Raw genomic sequence first — 22356 nt, 5'->3', positions numbered from 1 at the left:
AAAATCAATGGAGGACAATAAAATGACTGACAGTGAAATGAAATTTAGGGATGCGACCATTCGTAACTTTTTTGATAAAGAGGACCGTTTAAAATCGATTCCAGGTCAAAAGAAGAAAAAACTAGTATTGTTAGAGTATTTAATTAGCAAGTTAAATGCGGAGAATCAGTATACGGAAAAAGAAATCAATGCATTCATCAAACAATATCATGACGATTTTTGTACGATTAGACGCGAGTTTATTGTGCAGGGGTTTATGGACAGAGAGGATAATATGTACCGTATAAATGGGAGAGAAATGTGGACGAAGTGGGAGGAGTTAAAATAATGCATTAGAGGGGAATCCTCACGTTATCTATTCTTCTTTGTAGTTTTTAGAAAAAGGTACGAGGTGATTTAGTGATACGATTAGCAAAAGAGATTGATGCGGAAGCAATTATGGATATTAGAAAAGAAATTATATTATCGGAAACTACTACAAAGTTTTTCGTAGTATCTCCAAAGAAATTACAAAATGATAGTAATGCAGAAAGAGAAAAGATACGGAAAAGTAATGAGAAAGGCAATCTTTACATAGTTTATGAAGTAGATAGTAAGATAGTTGGCTTTTTACTTTTCAATCGATATGAACTAGACCGCTTACGACATGCAGGCACAATGGGAATGGGGATTAAAGAGGCGTACTGTAATCAAGGCATTGGTACGAAACTAATTGAATTTCTTATTCGTTGGGCTAAAGAGCAGAAAGGTTTAGAGAAAATTTGCTTAGGCGTAGTTTCTATTAATGATAGGGCGATTAAGGTGTATAAACGTATGGGATTTGTAGAGGAAGGCAGACAAAGAAAGCAAATAAAGTATGAAGATGGATCATATGGAGATGACGTATTGATGGGGTTTTATATTGAATGAAACAAAGGAGTTTTCTATTGATAGCACGTGGGATTTTATGAGTAATTGTATAGGCGATGCATACGTTAGTGAAGAGACTGCCAATATTGGCAGTCTCTTTTTAGTGGAAATGTTAACACTTAGCAAACCTTAAGCTCCAATCTTTCTTTCTGACGAAGATGATGAGCAAAATGCATAGAAATAAGTTGGAACCATTCTGCTGCATGTAAGTAACCAAGCCCAGGATGTTCGATTTTACAATCACTTGGAATAGAAGAAAGTATTGGCTCAATGTCTTTAACAACTGTAATTAATTCTAGCATACGTTTTTGTATTTCTTCTTTATTAGAGGGATTTTCAGGTGTATATCCAGGATGATTTGGTACTTTGATTTGTATATCCGGGAAAGCACCAAGTTTATATACTTTTTCACCCATGTCCGTTTTCTTGTTAGTTGCTGATGGTGTTTCAGTTTTACATTTCGCAATTGCATCTAACTGCATATATGTAGAGGCAATTAAATGACTATACATTTGACCGAGGGACCATTCTTCGCTAGAAGGCTTCATCCTAAATTGTTCTATAGAGTACCTTTCTAATTCGTCTATGTAATACGTTGCTAATTCCTCAAATTTCTTCATATTGTTAACCCCTTTTTATAAAAATGTATTTGTTAATACCTAATATAAAGGATGGCTACTGACAACATTATGTCAGTAGTGAAATTAAAGTTTTAACATTTTTTTTGCTTCATCACGGATTTTCTCAGAAAGAATTTTTGGCTCAAGTACTTGCACTTGGCTCCCCCAGCTCAATACCCATTGAAACACTTCGTCTATGTTTCTTGATTTCAAAAAAACGTGAAAACTGTTATCTCTATGCTCGTATGAATCTATAAAAAAGTAGCGGGACTCAATAATCTTATGTGCAATATGAGATGGAAACAATAAATGAACCGTAACAGTCCGATTGCTTTCAGGTTTATAGTTTTGTAAAGAAAAATCTTTCGGCTTTGTAAAGAATTCTTGTTCTTGCTGTAATGTATCCATTCGATCTAAACGAAAATTGCGTATTTGTTTTCGAAGTAAACAGTGGGCAACGATGTACCAAATTCCTGAAATATTGACTAAGCCATAAGGATGAACGGTCCGCTTTATTTTTGTAGTTTCTCTCGGTTTCCGATAAGAAAAAGAGATAGCTTGTTCTTTTTGAATAGATTCTTGCAATAGAAGAAGTTGATTTTCTAGTTTTTCTTGTTCAGATTGCTGATGTGAAAATATAGGAGAAAGGAAACGAAAAGTTTCTCGTAATTCCTGGGCTTTCTTTTGTTGATCAGCAGGGAGAACAATTTCAAGTTTCTCTTTTGCTGATCGTGCATGTACAGAAAAAGAAGAAGTGAAAGTTTTCTCGATATAATCACCGCCTAGTAAAAGAGTAACAGCCTCTTCAGGCGTAAGCTGAATGGGGGGCAAGAAATAACCATCCATTAATGAATAACCGTGACCAGGCATTGAATAAATAGGAACACCCGATTCGTTAAGTGCATCCATATCTCGATAAATCGTTCTTATACTTGTCTCAAATTTTTCCGCTAAGCTTTGTGCTGTAACAGTTTGTCTTCTTTGTAATTCAATTAATATAGCTAATAAACGATCGGTCCGATTCATGAAATATCTCCTTTTATCTTTAATAAATATGCCTCCTGTAAACTTCTAAAAGTAATATAAATTCCCCTCCCATTAACATACTTTTCCCTATGTATAATATTAATATAGTAAAATCATAAGAAGCCGTATTGCAGTTTCCAATAATATACTATATAATCAATTTAAGAAAACGTTTTCATGCAAAGGGGGAGAATTTCGTGTCGACTATAGAGGACGTGGCGAAATTAGCGGGGTTATCAAGGACAACGGTTTCTAGGGTGATTAATAATCATCCATATGTTTCAGATGAGAAGAAAAAAAGGGTTCAATTAGCAATGAAGCATTTAGGCTTCGTTCCTAATTCTGCGGCGAGAAGGCTTCGTAAACAAAAAACGGAAACAATTGCGGTGCTAGTTCCAAGGATTACAAATCCTTTCTTCAGTAGATTTATTGAAGCAATCGAGATTGCTGCTTCTGAACATAAATATAAACTGATTATTTGTCAAACAAGATATTTACCGGAAAAAGAGATGGAGTATTTACAATTATTATCTACGAAACAAGTAGATGGGATTATTCTATGTTCACTAGAAAATCCGTGGGAAGATGTAGAGCCATACTTACAACACGGTCCAATCGTGTTATGTAATGAATATATTGAGGAAGCAAATATTCCAACAGTGAAGTTTGATCATGCGCAAGGAGCATACATAGCTGCTAAGCATGTGTTAGAACAAGGATATCGTAATCTTATTTTTTGCCGTGGTAACGAAACCAAAGTGGTTAGCCAACAGCGAAAAATGGGCTTTTTACGTGCAATAACGGAGAAGAGCCGCCAAGTAGAAGCGATTGATTTTCTTGAAAACGCTTTCTCTTGGGAAGATGGAAAACGAATATTCCATGAAGTATTAAAGGACAAAAAAAATCCTACCGCGATTTTGGCAGGAGGCGATGAGGTAGCAGCTGGAATTATTTCAGAGGCGAAACGCCATGACTGGAGCATTCCAGATGATCTCGCTGTTATCGGTTTTGATAATCAAATTTTATCACAGATTACAGAGCCAGGTATTACGACAATTGAACAGCCAATCGATGAGATGGCCCGAAAAGTTGTCGACCTGATGATGGATAAAATCCATACGAAAAATTATCGAAAAAAAGAATTGTATGAGTTTGAACTGGAGCTCTTGGTGAAAGGTTCAACGATGAAGGATACGATGTTATTAGCCTAGTAGACTATGTCTGCTAGGTTTTTTTCTGTTCACAAACTACTATTCTTCGTGAACGCAGTCATCACATTTATTATGGTATGCTTCGTGTTGCTCATCAATTTCTTTCCCGCAGTGCGCACAAGTTTTCGTCGGTAAATTTCTGAAAAACTCCATTGGTTGATCGATCATGTCAATCCCTCCATTTCCATTTCTTACTATCATTGTATTAGTACAAAAAACAAAAGTCAACAACTGTTTTATAACAAAATTGAAAATTAATGAAAAAGTTTAGGAAATGGATTATAGTTAACAATGTAGAATGTAAGTGAAACATGCATTTCTACTCGGTTTTAGAAAGGATGGATACATATGAAAATGACTGTTGTCGGCTTTTGGGGCGGCTTTCCAGAAGCGGGAGAAGCAACGTCGGGGTATTTGTTTGAACACGATGGTTTTCGTTTACTTGTAGACTGTGGTAGTGGTGTACTAGCACAGCTTCAAAAATATATAACACCATCTGATATAGATGCAGTTGTACTTTCGCACTATCATCACGATCATGTTGCAGACATTGGGGTATTGCAATATGCGAGACTAATTACGAGTGCGACAAAGGGACAACTACCGGAACTACCAATATACGGTCATACGTTTGATGAGAGTGGATTCCATTCTTTAACGCATGAACCGCATACGAAAGGAATCGCGTACAATCCAGAAGAAACACTTCAAGTTGGACCGTTCTCGATCTCATTCTTAAAAACTGTTCATCCTGTTACATGCTTTGCGATGCGTATTACAGCAGGTAATGACGCTGTAGTATATAGCGCAGATTCCAGTTATATTCCTGAATTTATTCCATTCACAAAAGATGCTGATCTTTTCATTTGTGAGTGTAATATGTATGCACATCAAGAGGCTGCAAAAGCAGGGCATATGAATAGTACAGAAGTAGCAAGTATTGCGAAAGATGCGAATGTAAAAGAACTTTTATTAACGCACTTACCGCATACAGGCAATCCAGCTGATTTAGTAACAGAAGCAAAACAAATTTTCAGTGGCCATATTACGTTAGCGCATAGTGGCTACGTATGGAACTCATGAGGTGATACGATGTTATTTATTGATAATAAAGGGATTACAGATCCTAGAATAAACTTAGCGATTGAAGAATATTGTGTGAAGAATTTAGATATTAACGAAACATATTTACTGTTCTACATTAATGAACCTTCGATTATCATTGGTAAAAACCAAAACACAGTAGAAGAAATTAATGCAGATTACGTAAAAGAAAAAGGTATTCATGTCGTTCGTCGTCTATCAGGCGGAGGCGCAGTATATCATGATTTAGGAAACTTAAACTTCAGCTTTATTACGAAAGATGATGGAGACAGTTTCAGCAACTTCAAAAAATTCACAGAGCCTGTAACGAAAGCGCTTGGTAAATTAGGCGTAAATGCAGAACTAAGTGGTCGTAACGACATTTTAGCTGAAGGCAGAAAAATTTCAGGTAACGCGCAGTTCTCAACGAAAGGTCGTATGTTCAGTCACGGTACGTTACTATTTGACTCTGAAATCGATCACGTCGTATCAGCACTGAAAGTAAAAATGGATAAGATACAATCAAAAGGAATTAAATCAATCCGTAGCCGCGTTGCGAACATTACAGAATTCCTAAACGAAGAAATGACGACAGAAGAGTTTAGACAACTTCTTCTAGAAACAATTTTTGAAGGAGAAACAGAAATTCCAACGTATGAATTAACAGAAGAAGATTGGAAAGAAATCCATAAACTTTCTGAAGAGCGCTACCGCAATTGGGACTGGAACTACGGAAAATCTCCGAAGTTCAACTTACAACATTCACACCGCTTCCCAGTTGGACAAGTTGACGTTCGTCTTGAAGTGAAAAAAGGAACAGTAACAGAATGCAAAATTTACGGTGACTTCTTCGGTTCACTAGATGTGCATGATATTGAAGAACGTCTAACAGGCGTACAATTTGATAAAGATGCATTCACTGCAGCTTTAGAAGGCGTAGATATCGCACGTTACTTCGGTAATATTACAACAGAAGATTTCTTACATTTGTTCTTCTAAAAATAAGGGAGGCTGTCGTAACGAGCAGCCTCTTTCTTTTTGCGTAGATTGTCATGTTTTGTCGGTAAGTTGATATATTTAAAAAATCGCTGATATATTCCGGGTTACGACCGATATATTTGGAAAATCGCTGATATATTTCGAGTTGCGCTGATATATCTGAAAAATCGCCGATATAATTTTATATACGATAAAATCACAGGACATCTGCCTCTTATAAAAGAATATACATATTCAAAAGGAGGCGGATCGAAATGAAAAGAGTAATGTACGTTGTATTATTGCTCAGCTTCGTTATTGGAATAGCAGCTTGTAACGATGAAACTTCCTCAAGTCGTACAATTTTATCTATTGGAAAACCAGCGAAAGATAATGTTATATATTTTACGCATACAGATAACAGACGAAAGATACAGGAAATACAAGTCATGTTTCAAAATAAGAAGTGGAAAAGAAATGAAACATTCAGCACTGTTAATAAGACACCAGATGTCGTCTTTTCAATAGATGAAGACAATACAGGGTTACCGGCACTATATGTTACGGTGTATTTTCATGAAGATGGAGCGGACGCGATTAACTTGTTTGGAGAGCATACGACGTTAAATAAAGAGGAACTTACTAAACTTAGAGAAAAGATGAGTGCATATTATCCTAAAATGATTTTTGGTCTAGTTTCAAAAATTACTTGTAAATGAAATTCCCTTATCCTTCCAAAGTAAATGAAGAGGAGGTGATCTGTTTATATGCAGTTAATGGAATAACACTTGCCACTTTAATTTTCTTTTAATATAATTAATTTAGAATTTTTAAATATTCTAAATTTTATAAAGGTGGGGTTTGTGTGAATCTCGTTCAATCTTTGGCTGAAACGGCGAAAAAGAAGGGGGATAAACCGGCTTATATATTTATGGATCAGTCGGTCTCATATGACCAATTAAACAAAATGGTCACAAGGTTTTCTAGCAATTTAGCAGAAATGGGCATTGGAAAAGGGGACAATGTTGCATTAGTTGTTGGAAATTCACCACATTTTTTGGTCGGTTTATACGGAACAATGAAAGCGGGAGCAACTGTTATTCCAGTTAATCCAATTTATACAGCAGACGAAATGCATTACATTTTACAAAATGGAGATGTAAAAACAATCATCGTACTCGACGTCCTTCTACCTGTTATACAATCTCTTACAACAAGACTTCCTTCACTTGAAAACATCATCATATGCGAAACCTCATCAGATTTTAACCATACAGAAACCGAAAAAATGAAAACGTTTACTGGAATGATAGGGGCTGGAGATTTAACTTACGAAGGCCCAGAACTAGATGAAGAAGATGTAGCGGTTATTTTATACACTTCGGGCACAACTGGAAAACCGAAAGGCGCTATGTTAACGCATAAAAATTTATATAGTAATGCGAGCGATGTGGCGTCGTATTTACAATATACGGCTGATGATCGCGTCGTTGCAGCACTGCCAATGTTCCACGTATTCTGTTTAACAGTGGCGGTCAATGCACCGATTGTGAACGGGGCAACGATTTTGATGTTACCGAAATTTAGCCCGAAAGAAGTATTCCGTATTTGTCGCACGTACGAACCGACGATTTTTGCCGGTGTACCGACAATGTACAATTATTTATATTTATTCGAAGAAGCGAGCGCAGAAGATGTGAAGACGCTTCGTCTTTGTATTTCAGGTGGTGCTTCAATGCCTGTTGCTCTTCTACAAAACTTTGAAAAACGTTTTGACGTTATCGTTTCAGAAGGATACGGTTTATCAGAAGCATCACCAGTTACTTGTTTTAATCCACTAGATCGTCCGCGTAAGCCAGGGTCAATCGGTACAAATATTTGGCATGTAGAAAATAAAATTGTAAATGAACTTGGGGAAGAAGTACCTGTTGGTGCAGTTGGGGAATTAATTGTTCGCGGGCCTAACGTTATGAAAGGTTACTATAATGCGCCAGAAGATACAGCTGCGACATTGAAAGATGGCTGGCTGTATACAGGAGACTTAGCGAAAATGGATGAAGAAGGTTACTTCTATATCGTTGATCGTAAAAAGGATATCGTCTTAGTTGGCGGTTATAACGTATACCCTCGTGAAGTAGAAGAAGTATTGTACATGCACGAATCAGTGGCGGAAGTTGTCGTAATCGGTGTTCCTGATGAAAACTTAGGAGAAGCAGTGCGAGCGTACGTCGTTCTGAAACAAACGAACGTAACAGAAGAAGAACTGATGCATTACTGTGCGTTACATTTAGCAAAATATAAAGTACCAAAGAGTATTGAATTTTTAACAGAACTGCCGAAGAATACGACAGGCAAGTTGCTGAGAAGAGCTTTGAGAGAAAAAGCGATGCAAGTTTAAATATAGGGGCAACCATCTTTATGAAGATGGTTGCCTTTCTATTTTTTAGCATTGGTTAAGCTATGGTGCCATATATTTAAACCGTAATATGACTAATAAGGAGGAGATATAAGTGGAACAGAAGGAATTACGTTTACGGCGAGTGCAGTATCTTATTTGTGACATTATGGATGAAATGAATGCTGAAAATGAGAAGAACAACTTAGAAATATTGCAGCAAGTCATTGATCATCTTTCAGGAGCGATAGGTGATTTAGTTGATCCATCGAGCACGTATTCTATCGATTATTTGGAAAGGAAAGTTCATACAGCGCATTATTTACTTTTTAAAAATGAGCGGAAAGCGTACTTATGTAGGAAATAATAGTATTATTTTTATTTGACATTGATAATCATTATCAATATGATAGTTGTGTTAAGTATATTTATATAAAGGGAGATGTCATATTGATAATGATTAAGAAAAAATATATGAATGCATTCGTTATAGCAGCAACGTTAGCAGTTCCATTTAGCGGTATGATGGCACCGATTGCGAAAGCAGAAGCGGTAGTAGAAATGAAAGCAGCTAGCAAATTAGCAGATGGTACGTATGACGTTATTTTAAAGACTTATAAAGATCAAACGAATGATACATCAGTTGCTTCTACATATTTAAAAAATGCAAAAGTAACGATTCAAGGTGATAAAAAAATCGTTACGTTAACAGTTCAAGATAGTAGCTATTTCCAGTATCTTAGAGTAGAAGATCCGAAAAAATTAGGAACATTCCATGATGTAAAAGTAATTTCTGAAGATAAAGCAAATAACGGTACGAAAGTTGTTCAATTTGAAATTGATGAGTTTTCGAAAAAATATAATATGCAAATGCATATATTAATTCCAGCAATTAAATATGATCATACATATCAAGTACAGTTTGAAATCGACGCGAGTGCAATGGAACAGAAGCCTAAATTCTCTGACGTACCAACTTGGGCACAAGAGTCAGTTCAATATTTAGTAGATAAAGAAGCAGTGCACGGTAAACCAGATGGTACATTTGCTCCAGCTGAAAGCATCGATCGTAGTTCTGCAGCAAAAATAGTAGCAACTGTTTTAGGGTTAGAAATTAAGAAAGATGCAAAGCCATCATTCCCTGATGCACAAAATCACTGGGCAACTCCATACATTGCTGCTGTAGAAAAAGCGGGTATTGTAAAAGGTGATGAGAAGGGAAACTTTAATCCGAGCGGGTTAATTAACCGTGCATCAATGGCTTCTATGTTAGTAAATGCATATAAATTAGAAAGAAATGAAAATATAAAACTACCGAAAGAATTTGCTGACTTAAACAATCATTGGGGTGCGAAGTATGCCAATATTTTAATCCAAGAAAAGATTTCAATTGGAACAGATAATGGCTGGGCTCCAAATAAAGCGGTAAGTCGTGCGGAAGCAGCACAATTTATTGCGAAGGCGGATAAGTTGAAGAAATAAATGAAATAGAATGAGAAATGAAGGCGCACAACGTTCACTTTTGTGAATGGATTGTGTGCTTTTTTGTTGTGGGTTTCATTAATGGGATAGAGGTAGATAAAGTATTGCCTCTTTGGATAAGGGGGAATACTTTATTTTAATTTAGAAGAGAGAATAAAGGGAAAGTTTGGTTTGATAATATTCGTTTACTAGAAGGAAACGCTCTTATTAAAAACGAGTACGACAACGATGGCAATGTTGTTGCGACGTACGATGAAGAAGGACAGAAGAATACATTCACATACGATGCATCAGGAAATAAAAAGAGCGAAACCGATGAAAAAGGAAATACAAAACTATATGATTACAACAAAGATAATCTATTAACGAAGGTTACATTAAAAAATGGTACGTCTGTAAATTATCGTTATGATCATAATGGAAACACAACAGAAAAATCTGTTATGTTTAGTGGGAAAACACAAACATACAAATATGAATTTGATGTAGATAATAAAAATACAGTGTATATCGATGCGTTAAACCGTCGTATTGAACATACGTATGATGAAAATGCAAACCAGATTAAAACAATAATGCCAAATGGCTCTATTGTAGAATCTGTATATGATACAGCAGACCGTGTCATTGGTGAAAAACGCAATGGAAAAGATTCATTTACATTTGAACGTGATCAAAATGGACAAGTTACGAAAGTAAAAGATCTTGTCAATGGCGTAGAACGTACGAAAACATACGACAAAGCAGACCGCGTTACAAGCGCAACAGATAGCCGAGGCGGAAAAATTGACTGGGCATATCACGACAAAGCAAACAGTAAGACAGAAAAATTAAAAGAACAAACAGTAACGCAAGGTGGATACACAAATAAAGTATCGTATGACTACAACACGTTAGATCAAAATGTTCGTGTGACAGATGGCTCGCAAACATATCGATTTGATTATGACGATCAAGGAAATGTTCGTACGTATACAGCTGGAAATGGTTCAGGTTCTACCTTCAACTATGACCATGCGAACAAAATTAAAGATCTAGTAGTAGGTACATCAAATAGTATTCTGCTTTCTGAACGATATGAATATGACCAATCAGGTAACCGTACGAAGATTAAACATGAAGGTGCGGGTGGAAAAGTAACAGAAAGCAACTTTATCTATGACCCGATTAACCAATTATTAAATGAAACACTACCAAACGGAACAACTAAATTATACACATATGATGGATTTGGAAACCGTACAAGTGTGAAAGTTGTAGAGAATGGAAAAGAAACAAAATCTATAGCGGCAACATTTAATGAAGGAAATCAACTTGTAAAATTTGGAAATGAATCATTAACATATGATGCGAATGGAAATCGTACATCTGATGGGAAGTATAAGTATACATGGAATGAAAATGATCAAATTGTAGCGATTACAAAACAAGGTGAGAGCAATGCATTCGCGACTTATAAATATGATGATGATAATCGTCGTATTGAAAAGAGTGTAAATGGTCAAGTAACACGCTATTTCTATGATGGAGACAGTATTAATCCGTTGTATGAAACAGATGGTAGTGGAAAAGTACTTCGTCAATATGTTTATTCAATAGATGGTGTACGTTTAGCTATGAAGTCACAGGGACACACGTTATACTATCACTATAACCCTCGTGGTGATGTTGTTGCGATGACAGATCAAAATAGAGAAGTTGTAGCAACGTATGAATATGATTCGTGGGGTAACGTATTAAAGAATGAAGTAAAAGGTATCGCAGCAGAAAATCCATTCGGATATGCGGGATACATGTACGATAAAGAGATTGGTATGTATTATCTGATTGCGCGCTATTATAATCCAGATCATGGTGTGTTCTTATCGGCAGATCCTGACCCAGGGGATGAGGATGATCCGATTACCCAAAATGCTTATACGTATGCGGGAAATAATCCAGTCATGTCAGTAGATCCAGATGGACATGCTTTCTGGTGGGCAATTAATGCTGGCTTTGCAGCTTACGATGGATATAAAGCTTATAAATCAGGGAAAAGTGCAAAGGGTATCGCTAAAGCCGCTGCAATGGGTGCTGCTGGTGGTGGAAGATTTAAATATGGTGCCAAAGTTGTAAGACAAGTTGCGAAAAAAATAAATGGAAATAGCTTGTTAAGTAAAAAAAAATAATCATGGCTATGAGATATATATAAAAGTTAATGGGAAAAAGCAAGTAGTAAAAGTAGGAATTAGTGGTGGTCATATATCAAAAGCTGGGAAATCTTATAGAGCAACTTCTCAAGCGAACAGGTGGACAGGTAAAGAGAAGGAACAGTATTATACAAGAATTGTAAAGAAAAATATGTCACGGGAAAAAGCTTTAAGGTGGGAACAGGGACATGTGAATAGAGTAGCCAAGGCGGGGGTGAAATTCGATAGAAAGTATCACAAGACTCCATGGCCGTGGTGGTAAATTTAAATAGGAGTGAAGTCTATTGCTGGAAGTAAATTTTTATGATTGGAAAAAAAAACGTCCTAAAAAACATTATTTAAATGTGCACGAAATAAGGATTTTTGAGTTGATTTTCTCAAGAAAAATTAGTGAATTTGAGATGGGATTAAGAAAAATAGAGAAAATTTCTATTTATTGTTTAGCTAATGAAAACACTGATGTTTCGTATAAAGTGAATAGGGAGTCGGGAGAAGTTACTGTACTTGTTCCTTATGATTTTATGGATTTCTTAACACTGGAATCAGTTGAGGATAAATATAAAGAGTTTTGTGAATTAGTCGTCAAATATGTTATTCCTGGGATTGAAGAAGATTCTACCCTCTCACCATCTGTTATTAAAGATTATGTAGAAGAAGCTTTAGATGAAATTGCAAAGCAAAACTATGAAGGAATATTTTTAGTTGGAAAGACGCCTAAAAAAAGTCCAAGTCGTAAGAAGATGGCCATATTAAAAGGGATTCATCGTGTCAAAGGTTTTCAACTAAGGTGTGAGGTATATGATGAAAAAGGGTTGAAAATTCTTGATAAATTATTGGTGGAAGAGGTAGGGAATGAAGTGGTGTATTCAAGGTTTTTGGGTACATTGAAATGGGAAAGTGAAAATCTAATTTTAGTCAAGTCCAAATCAAGTAATTGGGAAGAAGAAATAAGAATTTAATAGTAAATTTACTTTGGAGGATAAAAGATGTTTAATAGAAGAAATAAATTTAAAGAAGCACCTAATGAGTATGTAAGAGTAGAGAATGTATATGAAATTTTACCACCATATGGGACAATTATTAACATGGCAACAGAAGAAGAGATGCAAGTTGCTGCTGAGCTAGAAGCTAAACATCATGCGTTAATGAGGATGCAAGAATTAAATTTCCAAATAGATGGACATACGTATAAAGAGATTTTAAAAGAAATGGAAGAGTTTGAAATTAAGTCAATGCAATTTTGGAGGGGTGTTTATAATCGTGTATCTGCTCCGTGGGCGTGGGCACTGCGTATTGATGTAGCAAACGGACCAATTTTTGTTGTAAATGAAGAGTTATTATATGATGCAGAAGAAGGAGAAGAAGAAGAATAAATAAAGAAACAGTTTGGAGAAAGAAGAGCTGGTATTGGCTCTTCTTTCTTTTGTGATCAAAAGCTCAGAGAATTGAAAGTAATGGATAAGGTTTATAAAGAGGAAAAAATGATTAATAAATTTTGCGGTCCGCAAAAATATGGTGGGAAACTGGAACATGTACGGCATGAAATTGCTAAGAAAAGGTGGAAACAATACAAGGTTTAATTAGTTAAGGAGAGAGTAAATGGAATCAGTATAATTTAATGAATTAAATTATACGTTACAAATCGGGAGAATTCGTATGTTTATACCGGATTTTAGTTCAAAAGAATATATCATTTTTGAGGATTTAGCCGGGCTTTTAGGTTTAGAGACAAATTATGATGCAATGGTTTTTATACGAAATCAAGTTAAAGAAGCGGGAATAAAAGGTAAAGTCCGTTTTGATTCAGAGAGCGATTGTGTAGAGATATATTCAACAAATGGAAAGACAATGTTGCAAGTTGCGATTTTGGTGAATAAGCTTATAGACGAAGAATTTACATTTGAGAATAAAAGAGAGTATGAACAGTTCATTGAATCTTGGAAACGACCTAAAAAGCAAAAATGGAAAGTTGGGGATGTATTTTCTATCTCTTTACCAAATGAAATATATTTTTTCGGACAAATTGTTGAATTGATGGAAGACGTGTTTCCTTTATGTGTTATATTTGATTTGCATTTGAAAACAGTGCCTACTAAAGAGGATATCGATAATGCTAACATTTTAACAGCATTGATGCTTAATGGAATGGTATTTGACGATTATACTCTTAAGGTTATTTTTGAAATGGAAATAATGGGAGAAATCAATGAAAACACTAGGAGAAATCCAGTTCGAAATGTGACTTGGTCTACTTCTCATTTAATAGATTTCTGCATGGAATACAAGTTAGAAAAGAAACAAAAGTTTGTAGAAGAGATATCCGCTAATAGAAATTTTGTAATTGAGTATAACTGAAGGATAACAACTGTTATCCGTATTATAAAGTGGAGGCAAATATATGAATAAATTAGGGTTTAGAGTTATTCGCGGGGAAGAGGGATATAGCCATTATTTTGGTGGAGAAACTTGGGAAGTCCCTATATGTCCGCAATGTAATGAACAAGTGCATCAAATATTTACCTTTGATTTGAATGATTCGAGATTAGAGGAACTTAAGACAGAAGAATTAAAGGAGTTGCCATTAATTACTTGTTTAAATTGTTCCTTATATGAAGATGTGCAAAATTTCAAAGTAAATATAATGGAACGTTCTATACATACCATTACTCAAAGTGAGATGTTTGATTGGAAGTATGAATTAATTGATAAGATACCAGTTCCTTTGCCGAAATATGATATGAAATTAGTAACGATGGAGAATTATGATGTCCCTTGTGATGAAGATGAAAATGACCAAGCTTTAGATGCTATGGGAAGAGATTATATTTGTAGAATACTTGGAGCACCCCTATACATAGAAGATTCTATAGAGGCAACGTGTCCTTGTTGCTCGAAAAGTATGAACTATGTGGCTATGTTGACCGGAGAAGATTATGGGAATGAAGGAGAACTTACAGGAGGAATAACGTTTCAAATAGGAGAGAGTTTTTTATATTTCTATCTATGTAAAGAATGTCTAATCATACAAACTTCCATGCAGAGCACTTGAGTTTGTTCTGCATGGAAGTTTTATTTGATTGAGAAGAGAGCGCACCATTTATAAATGTAGAAAAAGAATAAGTGATAATAGAACTTTTATCAATGGTTTGAGTTACGTTAGGATGTATAAAAGAGGTGGTATCAATGTTAAAACGAGAGCCTTCAAAGCTCGTAATAGAGGGGAATCAATTTTATATACCTTGGGTGTATTGTGTCATACAGGATGACTATATTGTGGTGGATTCAAAATCTCGAAAGTTACAGTTTAAAATTATATGTCCAACATATAAGACGTTAGTAAAAGATGATTTTTTTGATATATATTTAAATAAGTATCCTGATTTTATTCATAAGGAACAAAGTCATTACTATAAAGAGTTTAATTTTCAAGGATCAAAAATAAACATTGAGGGACAATCCTTTGAGATTTTGAATGGGAATATTCAAATGGACTATTTATCTATAAGGACTTTTTCTATAGAAATGGAATTAGAATTAAAAGCGAGTAATGGTTTAAGAACAATGGCTACTTTATATTTATATCCCCTTATTAAGGAATCAGTAACGAGTGAGAGAAATATGTACTTTAGTAATCTTATTCCTAAAATAGTGAAAGAGGCAGGATCGCCGGTGGGTTCAATTAATGGAAAACCGATAGAGGAGCTAAGTCTTGAAGATTTTTCTTTTTCATCCATTTGGGAATGGGACTTAGAAAATGAAAGTTTTGAGTACCAAGATGAATCTTGGATTAGACCATCAACTGTTAAGAGTATATTTGAATTAGATAATACGGATGTCTTTATAAAAGCAGACTTATTATTAGAGGACGATGATAGTGTATACAAATGTATTTTAAATATAGATGTAGACCAAATAGCGCAGACTTTTTCTGTTATAGAAGGGGCTGCATTTATAAATGAAGAGTATATCGATTTGAGAGATTTTTTATTCAATCCAAAAGTAAATATACAAAAGATAGTTTTTTATATTCAAGATCAAACATTTGAAAAGATGAGTCCAATAAATTATAGAAAGCAACAATGGGATTTAACATTTTCTTGGAGTAAGTAAGGTAAAGTATATAAAATTATAATGGAGGATAAGCGTCAAACTTATTAGAATTAAGGGAGTTTGACGCTTATTTTTTATGTTTAGAATCAATGAGAGGGTTTTTTATCTATATGAAAGATATCGTATGCAAAGAGTTAATCAGTTTTAAGTCTATTGTTGAAGCTTTGAAAAGAAAGTATTAAAAGAATTTGGGTTAGCGAAAAATACAAAAAAGGTAATGGGCCGGAATTCCTGATAGTTTATCTAAAGGGAGAATTACAGAAATTAAAGATGTTCGAAAGATATCATATTCCAAGCAGTAAATTAGCAAATAAAAAAGAACAATTGTGAACCAGATTCTTTTTTATAATTAATGGGCTATAAACTGAAAAAACTTGAGGAAATTTATAAATCTTTCTATTCAAAATGAATTATAACTATTTTTTTGAATAATTGTGCTGTAATTTAATGTCTTCTCTACTAGCAAATAGGAAAAGAAACAATTGTGAAACTGGTTCTTTTTATAATTAATGAGCTATAAATTGAAAAACTCGAAAAAATATATTGAATATTCTGTCTTTTATTGTTAAAATTTGTATTGTATTACCAATAATTTAAAAAGGGGTTGTTAGTTTGTTTATAAAAACATTTAGCATCCCTAATAAATAAGGAATAAAAATTTTTTCCCTTTCAATTCAAGTATATGAAGTGTTTCTTTTTCCTGAATTTGTTGTAAAAACTAGTTCATTAGGCTACCGTCAGTAGAGAATCTCTACTAATGGTAGCTTCACTTTATAGGAAAGGTTAGGCTAACATGAAAAAAAATTTTGCACAAACATATTTAACGATACCGTTCCACCTATTCTTATCGTTTATTATTATTATATTTATCGGCACATTACCGCACTTATTTATTGGGATGAAGATTGACTTTAACAATTACCTGCACACACTTACGGACGTCACCTCTAAATTAATAGGATGGGATCCATTAACTTACACGAAATTTGCAAAACCCCTATTTCCTCAAATTCTAATTCAATATGGAAACACGATTATTATCTTTTTAGCTGCTCTTTTTATTTCCGTATTAATTTCTTTTATGACTGTTTATGCCTTGTTGCTACTCCCTGTAAAAAAAAGAGAAAGAATAAAATCATTTTTTTTACTATTAGAAGCAATTCCCGATATTTTTATTATTTTATGTCTCCAATTACTTGTCGTTTGGATTTATAAACAGACCAACTTTTTAATCGCAAATATAGCTGGCACAAAAGACAACTCAATCTTACTATTTCCAATTATTTGCTTAAGTTTTCCAACTATTCTTATGTTTAATAAGCTACTCTTGCTACGTTTTGAAAATGAATTACAAAAAGATTATACCTTGCTAGCACGCGCCAAAGGATTTGACACGTTTTATATTCTCAATCGTCACGTTCTAAGAAACGTCTTTTTAAGTACTCTCTACTTCTCAAAAACAAATATTTGGTATATGTTATCTAATTTATACATTATTGAATACTTACTCAATGTTCAAGGTATTTTCACATTTTTAAAAACGTATAATACCGAATTAGAACCAGCACCTGAAATATTTTGTGTTACATTGTTTTTAATTTACATTCCTATCTTTATTGTCTTTAAGCTTTTCAATATTTTCATACCTGATGAACTGAAAGGAGAATCTTAACATGTGGGCCCATTTAAAAAGAGATAAGTATTTCATAATTTGTATATCCTTTTTGCTTCTATTAATCATAGCAAGCATTGGAAATTCCATATTCTTTGATGGGAAAGTTCGCCAAACATCGATTCTATATGATGAAAGTGGTAATGTACACGCGGCACCATTTCCTCCTTCTTTCACTTTTCTGTTAGGTACGGATATGAAGGGATATGATTTATTACATAGAGTAGTAGATGGAGCGAAATGGACCATTGGTATATCGTTATTAATAGCATTTCTACGAACATTTATCGGGTTAGCAATTGGATTATTCTTCGCTTTTTATGTAAGAAAAATTTTTAAGACACTTGAAGCTCTCTTTGATTGTTTTACAGTTGTTCCAATGACCCTCATTGGTTACTTTATTCTTGATACAGTATTGCGTTTTCAAAACGGGTCTCCAGTTCCCTCTTTCTTTGAACGAGCATCCTTTGAAATCATAGTATTAGTCATTCTCGCTTTACCCGTTCTTATATTTTATTTTGCAAAAGAGACAAAAAAGATACTGAATGAAGAATTTATAGAAGCTGCTACAATATTAGGAGGAAGCAAATTTCATCTCGCTATAAAACACATATTTCCAAATATATTTCCTATTCTAATCATTGTCATGATGCAACAATTTGTACAAACTTTAATCATTTTCTCTCATTTTGGTATTTTAGAATTATTTTTTGGTGGTACAATTCTTTTCTACGGAAATGAAGCTGAGTCAGTTAGCAATGAATGGTCAGGTTTAATTGGTCTCTATTTTCGTTCCCTCTCTGTTCAACCTTGGATTCCAATGGTTCCTATTACATTTTTCATCCTGACTATTATTACAGCACATATTATGCTACAAAGGATACAATTAGCATTTGAAAAACGACACATGAAACAAACATCTCAAGAACCAATAGAACAACTCAATACTTCTAATTTTACACAACAATTCCCCGCTAATTCATTTACACTCTATGATGACAAATAGCATTGGAGCAATATATTCCTATAGGTGGGTGTAAAACATCTTTTTTAGTAAAAAGGGATATTTATATGAAGAAAAAACTAGAGATATTGAAAAAAACTAAAAGAATTTTAACCTGGGACAGCAGAGGAAATGAATGGTGAAAATTAAATGAAAAATAATTTGTAGAAAGAAGAGCTGATATCGGCTTTTCTTTTTTATAAATATCTTATATAGCTGATTGTTATGCAATAAATGTGCTAGATGGAGACGTTTGGCTCTATTATTCAGAATTTCCTTTAGTTCAAATGAAAGATAAAAAAATTTCATATGTCTTGGAATGAAATAAATGTAATTAAGGAAATACGGTCGGAAAGTTTTGCGGTTGCTCAGGACAAAGTAGTATTTATTACGCAAGATAAAAAGTTGGTTGTTTATGATTTAAATAATAATCATGTGCATGATGTGAATCTTCGTAATGAACTAGGAGAACCGATTCAATTTGTTGCTTATTATAGCCTCGGATCTGTTATGTATTTTCAGATGGATGATAGGCTGTATTATGTTGATACAATTAATATATGAGATGATAAAAAAGCGCACTCAACAATCTGGGTGCGCTTTTTCATAACCGTTATATATTCCTCTTCATCAACTCCCCAACTTGCGTCGCAACAAACGCAACATCACTATCAATTTCGTCTAACACGTAAGATTCCAAAATGCCCATTACAGCCGTTCCTAAAAATTTTAAAATGATGTGTTTATCGATGTTTTTATTTATTGATGTGTTTGTGTTTAACTTTTTCTCTATTTCACCCATGATGAAAGTTAATAACTTTTTTTGAAACGATAATGTGCTGTTACTTTTAAATAACGCCGCGAAAAATGGTTTGTGTTCTTTGAAGTATTCAAACCATATGATCGTTCCTTCTATAAACCCTTTGTTTTGTTTCTCATAGCATATTTCTTTTAATTGTTCTAAATGATCGTCCACAATTTTATCTAATAAATTGTACTTATCTAGATAGTGTAAGTAAAAAGTTTTTCGCCCGATGTTTGCTTTTTCGGTAATGTTTTTTACTGTAATTTCGTCAAAACCATCTGTAATTAACATCTCTATAAATGCCGATTGAATGGCGTTTTGTGATTTTATAATTCTTCGATCGATTTTCTTCATATGGTGTTCCTCCGTTGTTGATACACATATTTCTGTATGTGTGTATTATGACCTAAATGCGTAAATGTGGTCATTGAAACAAGGTGCTACTCATTTTATTATAAATATACACGTGAGTAATAACTCTCACAAGTGTAATATTAAAAATGAGATAAGGGTGGTTTTATATATGGCAGTTACGAAGAAAAATGTAAGATTTTATGCAAGAGGTTTACAAGTTGCAGGTATTTTGAACATTCCTGAAGATGCTGAGGAAAAGAAACAAAATCCAGCGATTGTTTGTGTGCATCCAGGTAGTAGCTGTAAAGATCAAACAGCAGGATTGTATGCGGAAAAGTTAGCAGAACAAGGGTATGTAACACTTGCGTTTGATGCATCGTATCAAGGGGAAAGTGAAGGTGCACCGAGATATATGGAAGAGCCAGCTGCGCGAGTTGAGGATATTCGCTCAGCAGTAGATTATGTAACGACTCTACCTTATATAGATGAAGAACGTATCGGTGTGTTAGGTGTTTGTGCAGGCGGTGGTTATGCGGTAAATGCTGCGATGACAGAGCGCCGCATTAAAGCGGTTGGTACAGTTGTTGGTGCAAATATCGGTCGTTTAAATCGTGAGTCTAACCCGATTGGTGTGTTAGAGGCAATTGGTAAACAACGTACTGCTGAAGCATGCGGAGCAGAGGTAATGATTACAAATTGGATTCCTAAAAATCAGGAAGAGTTAGCGGAAGCAGGTATGACGGATATAGATATTGTAGAAGCAGTTGAGTATTACACAACGCCGCGAGGTCAAAGTGTGAACTCGCCAAATAAGTTAAACTTTACGAGTATGGGATCGGTAATTGGTTTTGATGCGTTCCATTTAGCAGATACGTTATTAACGCAGCCGCTGCAAATTATTGTCGGTAGCAAGCAAGGTGCATTCGGTTCTTATAAAGATGGTCATGAGCTTTATGAGAAAGCAGCTTCAGAGAAGAAAGACTTACTTGTTGTGGAAGGCGCGAGTCACTACGATTTATATGATCAACCAGAACCAGTAAAAATTGCAGTTGAAAAATTAACAAGTTTCTATAACGAAAATCTGTAAAAGGAATGTTGTTTTGAATTGCACCTCTAATTGTTAGATTTGCGTCTAGCAATTAGGGGTTTTTATTGTGAAGATTGAAGTGCTTAATATTTACGCTATAAGTGCATAACAAGATATAATAGAAGAAATGAATAAGGAGGCTAGTTGTGAAGAATCTTCGTTATCTCAATATATTTACGATATTAATTATATACATACTACTTATGCTCTACATAGGCTGGAACGGCTGGGTTTGGCTTCATGCCGTATTTGGCTGGGAGTCTTGGGGATATTACGCTTTCGTTGTTGGCTTCATTTCGTATGCGTACATTCTCGTGCAAGTGTTTAAGTTTTTGCCATTTCTACGAACGATAGGTTCGATTTGGTTTGCGGTTATACAATACGCGCTTATGTTATTGCCGTTAGCTAATATTACAGTCTTTCTTTTACAGTTTGTAGTAGAGAAAGAAGCGGCAATTATTTGGACAGGGGCAGCTGTGTTAGCTGCATTTATTTTTATCTTTGCGTACGGAGTATTTAATGCATATAGCCCGGTAGTAAGAAAGTATGAGGTGCACATTCCGAAAAAAGTAGAGGGACGTAAAAGCTTACGCATTGCGATGGCTTCTGATATGCATTTCGGTAAATTATCTGGCGTTTCGCATTTGAAAAGGCTTGTTCGTCATGTAAATGAAATGGAGCCGGATATTATTTTATTGCCAGGTGATATTATCGATGATCATCCAGGTGTTTTCATTCAAAAAAATATGGGACATATTATGAAACAAATGACAGCTCCACTAGGCGTATATGGTGTGTTAGGAAACCACGAATATTACGGGCGAGCAGTTCCTGAATTTTTACAAGAGATGGATAAAATTGATATTCGCATTCTTTTAGATGAAGTGATTACAATTGAAGATCAGTTTTATCTCGTTGGAAGAAGAGATAAAACAGAGCGAGATCGCCAAAGCTTTGAAAAACTTATGAGTACAGTAGATAAATCCATGCCAGTTATCGCAATGGATCACCAACCATTTGAGTTGAAACAAGCAGCGGATGCTGGCGTAGATTTACTATTATCTGGTCACACGCACCGCGGACAAATGGCACCGAATCATATTGTAACGAGAAGAATGTACGAACTAGACTGGGGATACGCACAAAAAGGTGCATTCCACGCGATTGTTTCTTCTGGTTTCGGATTTTGGGGGCCACCATTAAGACTTGGAAGTAGGTCGGAGATTGTACAGGTGGAGGTTACGTTTGAATAAGTGTATGTAATAGAGAGCTAATGGCTCTCTATTTTTACAAATAAAAAAGGCTCCATATAAGGAGCACTCAATAAAAATAAATGAATTAAAACAAATAACAGACATGTATAATATACAATACTTATAATTTAAAATCAATATATATGAATTTAATATTTTTGGTGTCGATTTCATAAAAG

Annotated in this window: 22 protein-coding genes and 2 pseudogenes; 20 read left to right on the top strand and 4 right to left on the bottom strand. The window is 34.6% G+C overall.

Annotated elements, in window-relative coordinates:
- Nucleotides 1-22 precede the first annotated feature (22 nt).
- Nucleotides 23-328 carry a DUF2087 domain-containing protein gene (locus MR147_RS09175; protein ID WP_071729476.1) on the top strand — a complete coding sequence of 102 codons (306 nt, stop codon included), beginning with the start codon at nt 23-25 and terminating at the stop codon, nt 326-328.
- A 71-nt stretch (nt 329-399) separates the two neighbouring features.
- Nucleotides 400-909, top strand: a complete 510-nt coding sequence (locus tag MR147_RS09170) for a GNAT family N-acetyltransferase (protein ID WP_074609660.1) — start codon at nt 400-402, stop codon at nt 907-909.
- Between the two features lie 119 nt (nt 910-1028).
- Here the strand turns inward: MR147_RS09170 and MR147_RS09165 are convergent, their stop codons facing one another.
- Complete coding sequence (locus tag MR147_RS09165) at nt 1029-1529, bottom strand: DinB family protein (RefSeq protein ID WP_242303937.1); 501 nt, start codon at nt 1527-1529, stop codon at nt 1029-1031.
- 84 nt (nt 1530-1613) lie between these two features.
- Entirely contained in the window at nt 1614-2555 is a 942-nt protein-coding gene (locus MR147_RS09160; RefSeq protein ID WP_001082269.1) for a helix-turn-helix transcriptional regulator, read from the bottom strand.
- A 197-nt stretch (nt 2556-2752) separates the two neighbouring features.
- Between MR147_RS09160 and MR147_RS09155 the strand changes: the two genes are divergently transcribed.
- Entirely contained in the window at nt 2753-3766 is a 1014-nt protein-coding gene (locus MR147_RS09155; RefSeq protein WP_000103718.1) for a LacI family DNA-binding transcriptional regulator, read from the top strand.
- Nucleotides 3767-3805: 39 nt separating this feature from the next.
- Here MR147_RS09155 and yhfH read toward each other — a convergent pair whose 3' ends face one another.
- The gene (gene yhfH, locus MR147_RS09150) at nt 3806-3934 is read right to left on the bottom strand and encodes a protein YhfH (protein WP_000567010.1); all 129 of its coding nucleotides are present in this window, start codon (nt 3932-3934) and stop codon (nt 3806-3808) included.
- A gap of 180 nt (nt 3935-4114) precedes the next feature.
- On the opposite strand from yhfH, the gene MR147_RS09145 reads away from it, so the two are divergent.
- From MR147_RS09145 to MR147_RS09070, 15 genes and pseudogenes are all read left to right on the top strand, one after another.
- A complete protein-coding gene (locus MR147_RS09145) occupies nt 4115-4849 on the top strand; it encodes an MBL fold metallo-hydrolase (RefSeq protein WP_000784661.1) in 735 nt (244 codons plus the stop codon).
- 9 nt (nt 4850-4858) lie between these two features.
- Complete coding sequence (locus MR147_RS09140) at nt 4859-5848, top strand: lipoate--protein ligase (RefSeq protein WP_000897258.1); 990 nt, start codon at nt 4859-4861, stop codon at nt 5846-5848.
- Between the two features lie 254 nt (nt 5849-6102).
- Complete coding sequence (locus MR147_RS09135; RefSeq protein WP_242303936.1) at nt 6103-6546, top strand: hypothetical protein; 444 nt, start codon at nt 6103-6105, stop codon at nt 6544-6546.
- 146 nt (nt 6547-6692) lie between these two features.
- Nucleotides 6693-8225: a fatty acid--CoA ligase family protein gene (locus MR147_RS09130; RefSeq protein ID WP_242303935.1), complete on the top strand. Its 1533-nt coding sequence runs from the start codon at nt 6693-6695 to the stop codon at nt 8223-8225.
- A 112-nt stretch (nt 8226-8337) separates the two neighbouring features.
- Complete coding sequence (locus MR147_RS09125; RefSeq protein WP_074609650.1) at nt 8338-8589, top strand: hypothetical protein; 252 nt, start codon at nt 8338-8340, stop codon at nt 8587-8589.
- 89 nt (nt 8590-8678) lie between these two features.
- Nucleotides 8679-9704, top strand: coding sequence for an S-layer homology domain-containing protein (locus tag MR147_RS09120; RefSeq protein WP_074609649.1), 1026 nt, complete (start codon nt 8679-8681; stop codon nt 9702-9704).
- Nucleotides 9705-9721: 17 nt separating this feature from the next.
- Nucleotides 9722-12155 (top strand): annotated as a pseudogene (locus tag MR147_RS09115) (RHS repeat-associated core domain-containing protein).
- A 22-nt stretch (nt 12156-12177) separates the two neighbouring features.
- Nucleotides 12178-12852: a hypothetical protein gene (locus MR147_RS09105; RefSeq protein ID WP_139302875.1), complete on the top strand. Its 675-nt coding sequence runs from the start codon at nt 12178-12180 to the stop codon at nt 12850-12852.
- A gap of 27 nt (nt 12853-12879) precedes the next feature.
- The gene (locus MR147_RS09100) at nt 12880-13266 is read left to right on the top strand and encodes a hypothetical protein (protein WP_074609647.1); all 387 of its coding nucleotides are present in this window, start codon (nt 12880-12882) and stop codon (nt 13264-13266) included.
- A 283-nt stretch (nt 13267-13549) separates the two neighbouring features.
- On the top strand, nt 13550-14248 hold the full coding sequence (locus tag MR147_RS09095; protein WP_242303934.1) for an Imm26 family immunity protein: 699 nt from the start codon (nt 13550-13552) through the stop codon (nt 14246-14248).
- Nucleotides 14249-14291: 43 nt separating this feature from the next.
- Nucleotides 14292-14942 (top strand): hypothetical protein, encoded by a 651-nt coding sequence (locus MR147_RS09090; protein ID WP_242303933.1) that lies wholly within the window; start codon nt 14292-14294, stop codon nt 14940-14942.
- A gap of 134 nt (nt 14943-15076) precedes the next feature.
- Nucleotides 15077-16003, top strand: coding sequence for a hypothetical protein (locus MR147_RS09085; protein ID WP_242303932.1), 927 nt, complete (start codon nt 15077-15079; stop codon nt 16001-16003).
- Nucleotides 16004-16796: 793 nt separating this feature from the next.
- Nucleotides 16797-17675: an ABC transporter permease subunit gene (locus MR147_RS09080; RefSeq protein ID WP_074609636.1), complete on the top strand. Its 879-nt coding sequence runs from the start codon at nt 16797-16799 to the stop codon at nt 17673-17675.
- A gap of 1 nt (nt 17676) precedes the next feature.
- On the top strand, nt 17677-18681 hold the full coding sequence (locus MR147_RS09075) for an ABC transporter permease (RefSeq protein WP_139302873.1): 1005 nt from the start codon (nt 17677-17679) through the stop codon (nt 18679-18681).
- A gap of 209 nt (nt 18682-18890) precedes the next feature.
- Nucleotides 18891-19242, top strand: a pseudogene (locus tag MR147_RS09070) (hypothetical protein); the annotation flags it as partial.
- Nucleotides 19243-19291: 49 nt separating this feature from the next.
- Here the strand turns inward: MR147_RS09070 and MR147_RS09065 are convergent.
- A complete protein-coding gene (locus MR147_RS09065; protein ID WP_074609634.1) occupies nt 19292-19837 on the bottom strand; it encodes a TetR/AcrR family transcriptional regulator in 546 nt (181 codons plus the stop codon).
- 169 nt (nt 19838-20006) lie between these two features.
- Here MR147_RS09065 and MR147_RS09060 point away from each other — a divergent pair, with 169 nt between their 5' ends.
- The gene (locus MR147_RS09060) at nt 20007-20924 is read left to right on the top strand and encodes an alpha/beta hydrolase (protein ID WP_139302871.1); all 918 of its coding nucleotides are present in this window, start codon (nt 20007-20009) and stop codon (nt 20922-20924) included.
- A 146-nt stretch (nt 20925-21070) separates the two neighbouring features.
- Entirely contained in the window at nt 21071-22177 is a 1107-nt protein-coding gene (locus MR147_RS09055; protein ID WP_242303931.1) for a metallophosphoesterase, read from the top strand.
- Nucleotides 22178-22356: the final 179 nt, after the last annotated feature.

Source organism: Bacillus cereus group sp. BfR-BA-01350, from assembly GCF_022663775.1.
Classification (GTDB): Bacteria; Bacillota; Bacilli; order Bacillales; family Bacillaceae_G; genus Bacillus_A; species Bacillus_A paranthracis.
The sequence above is the reverse complement of the archived record's forward strand: the minus strand, read 5'-3'. Positions and strand labels throughout refer to the sequence as shown.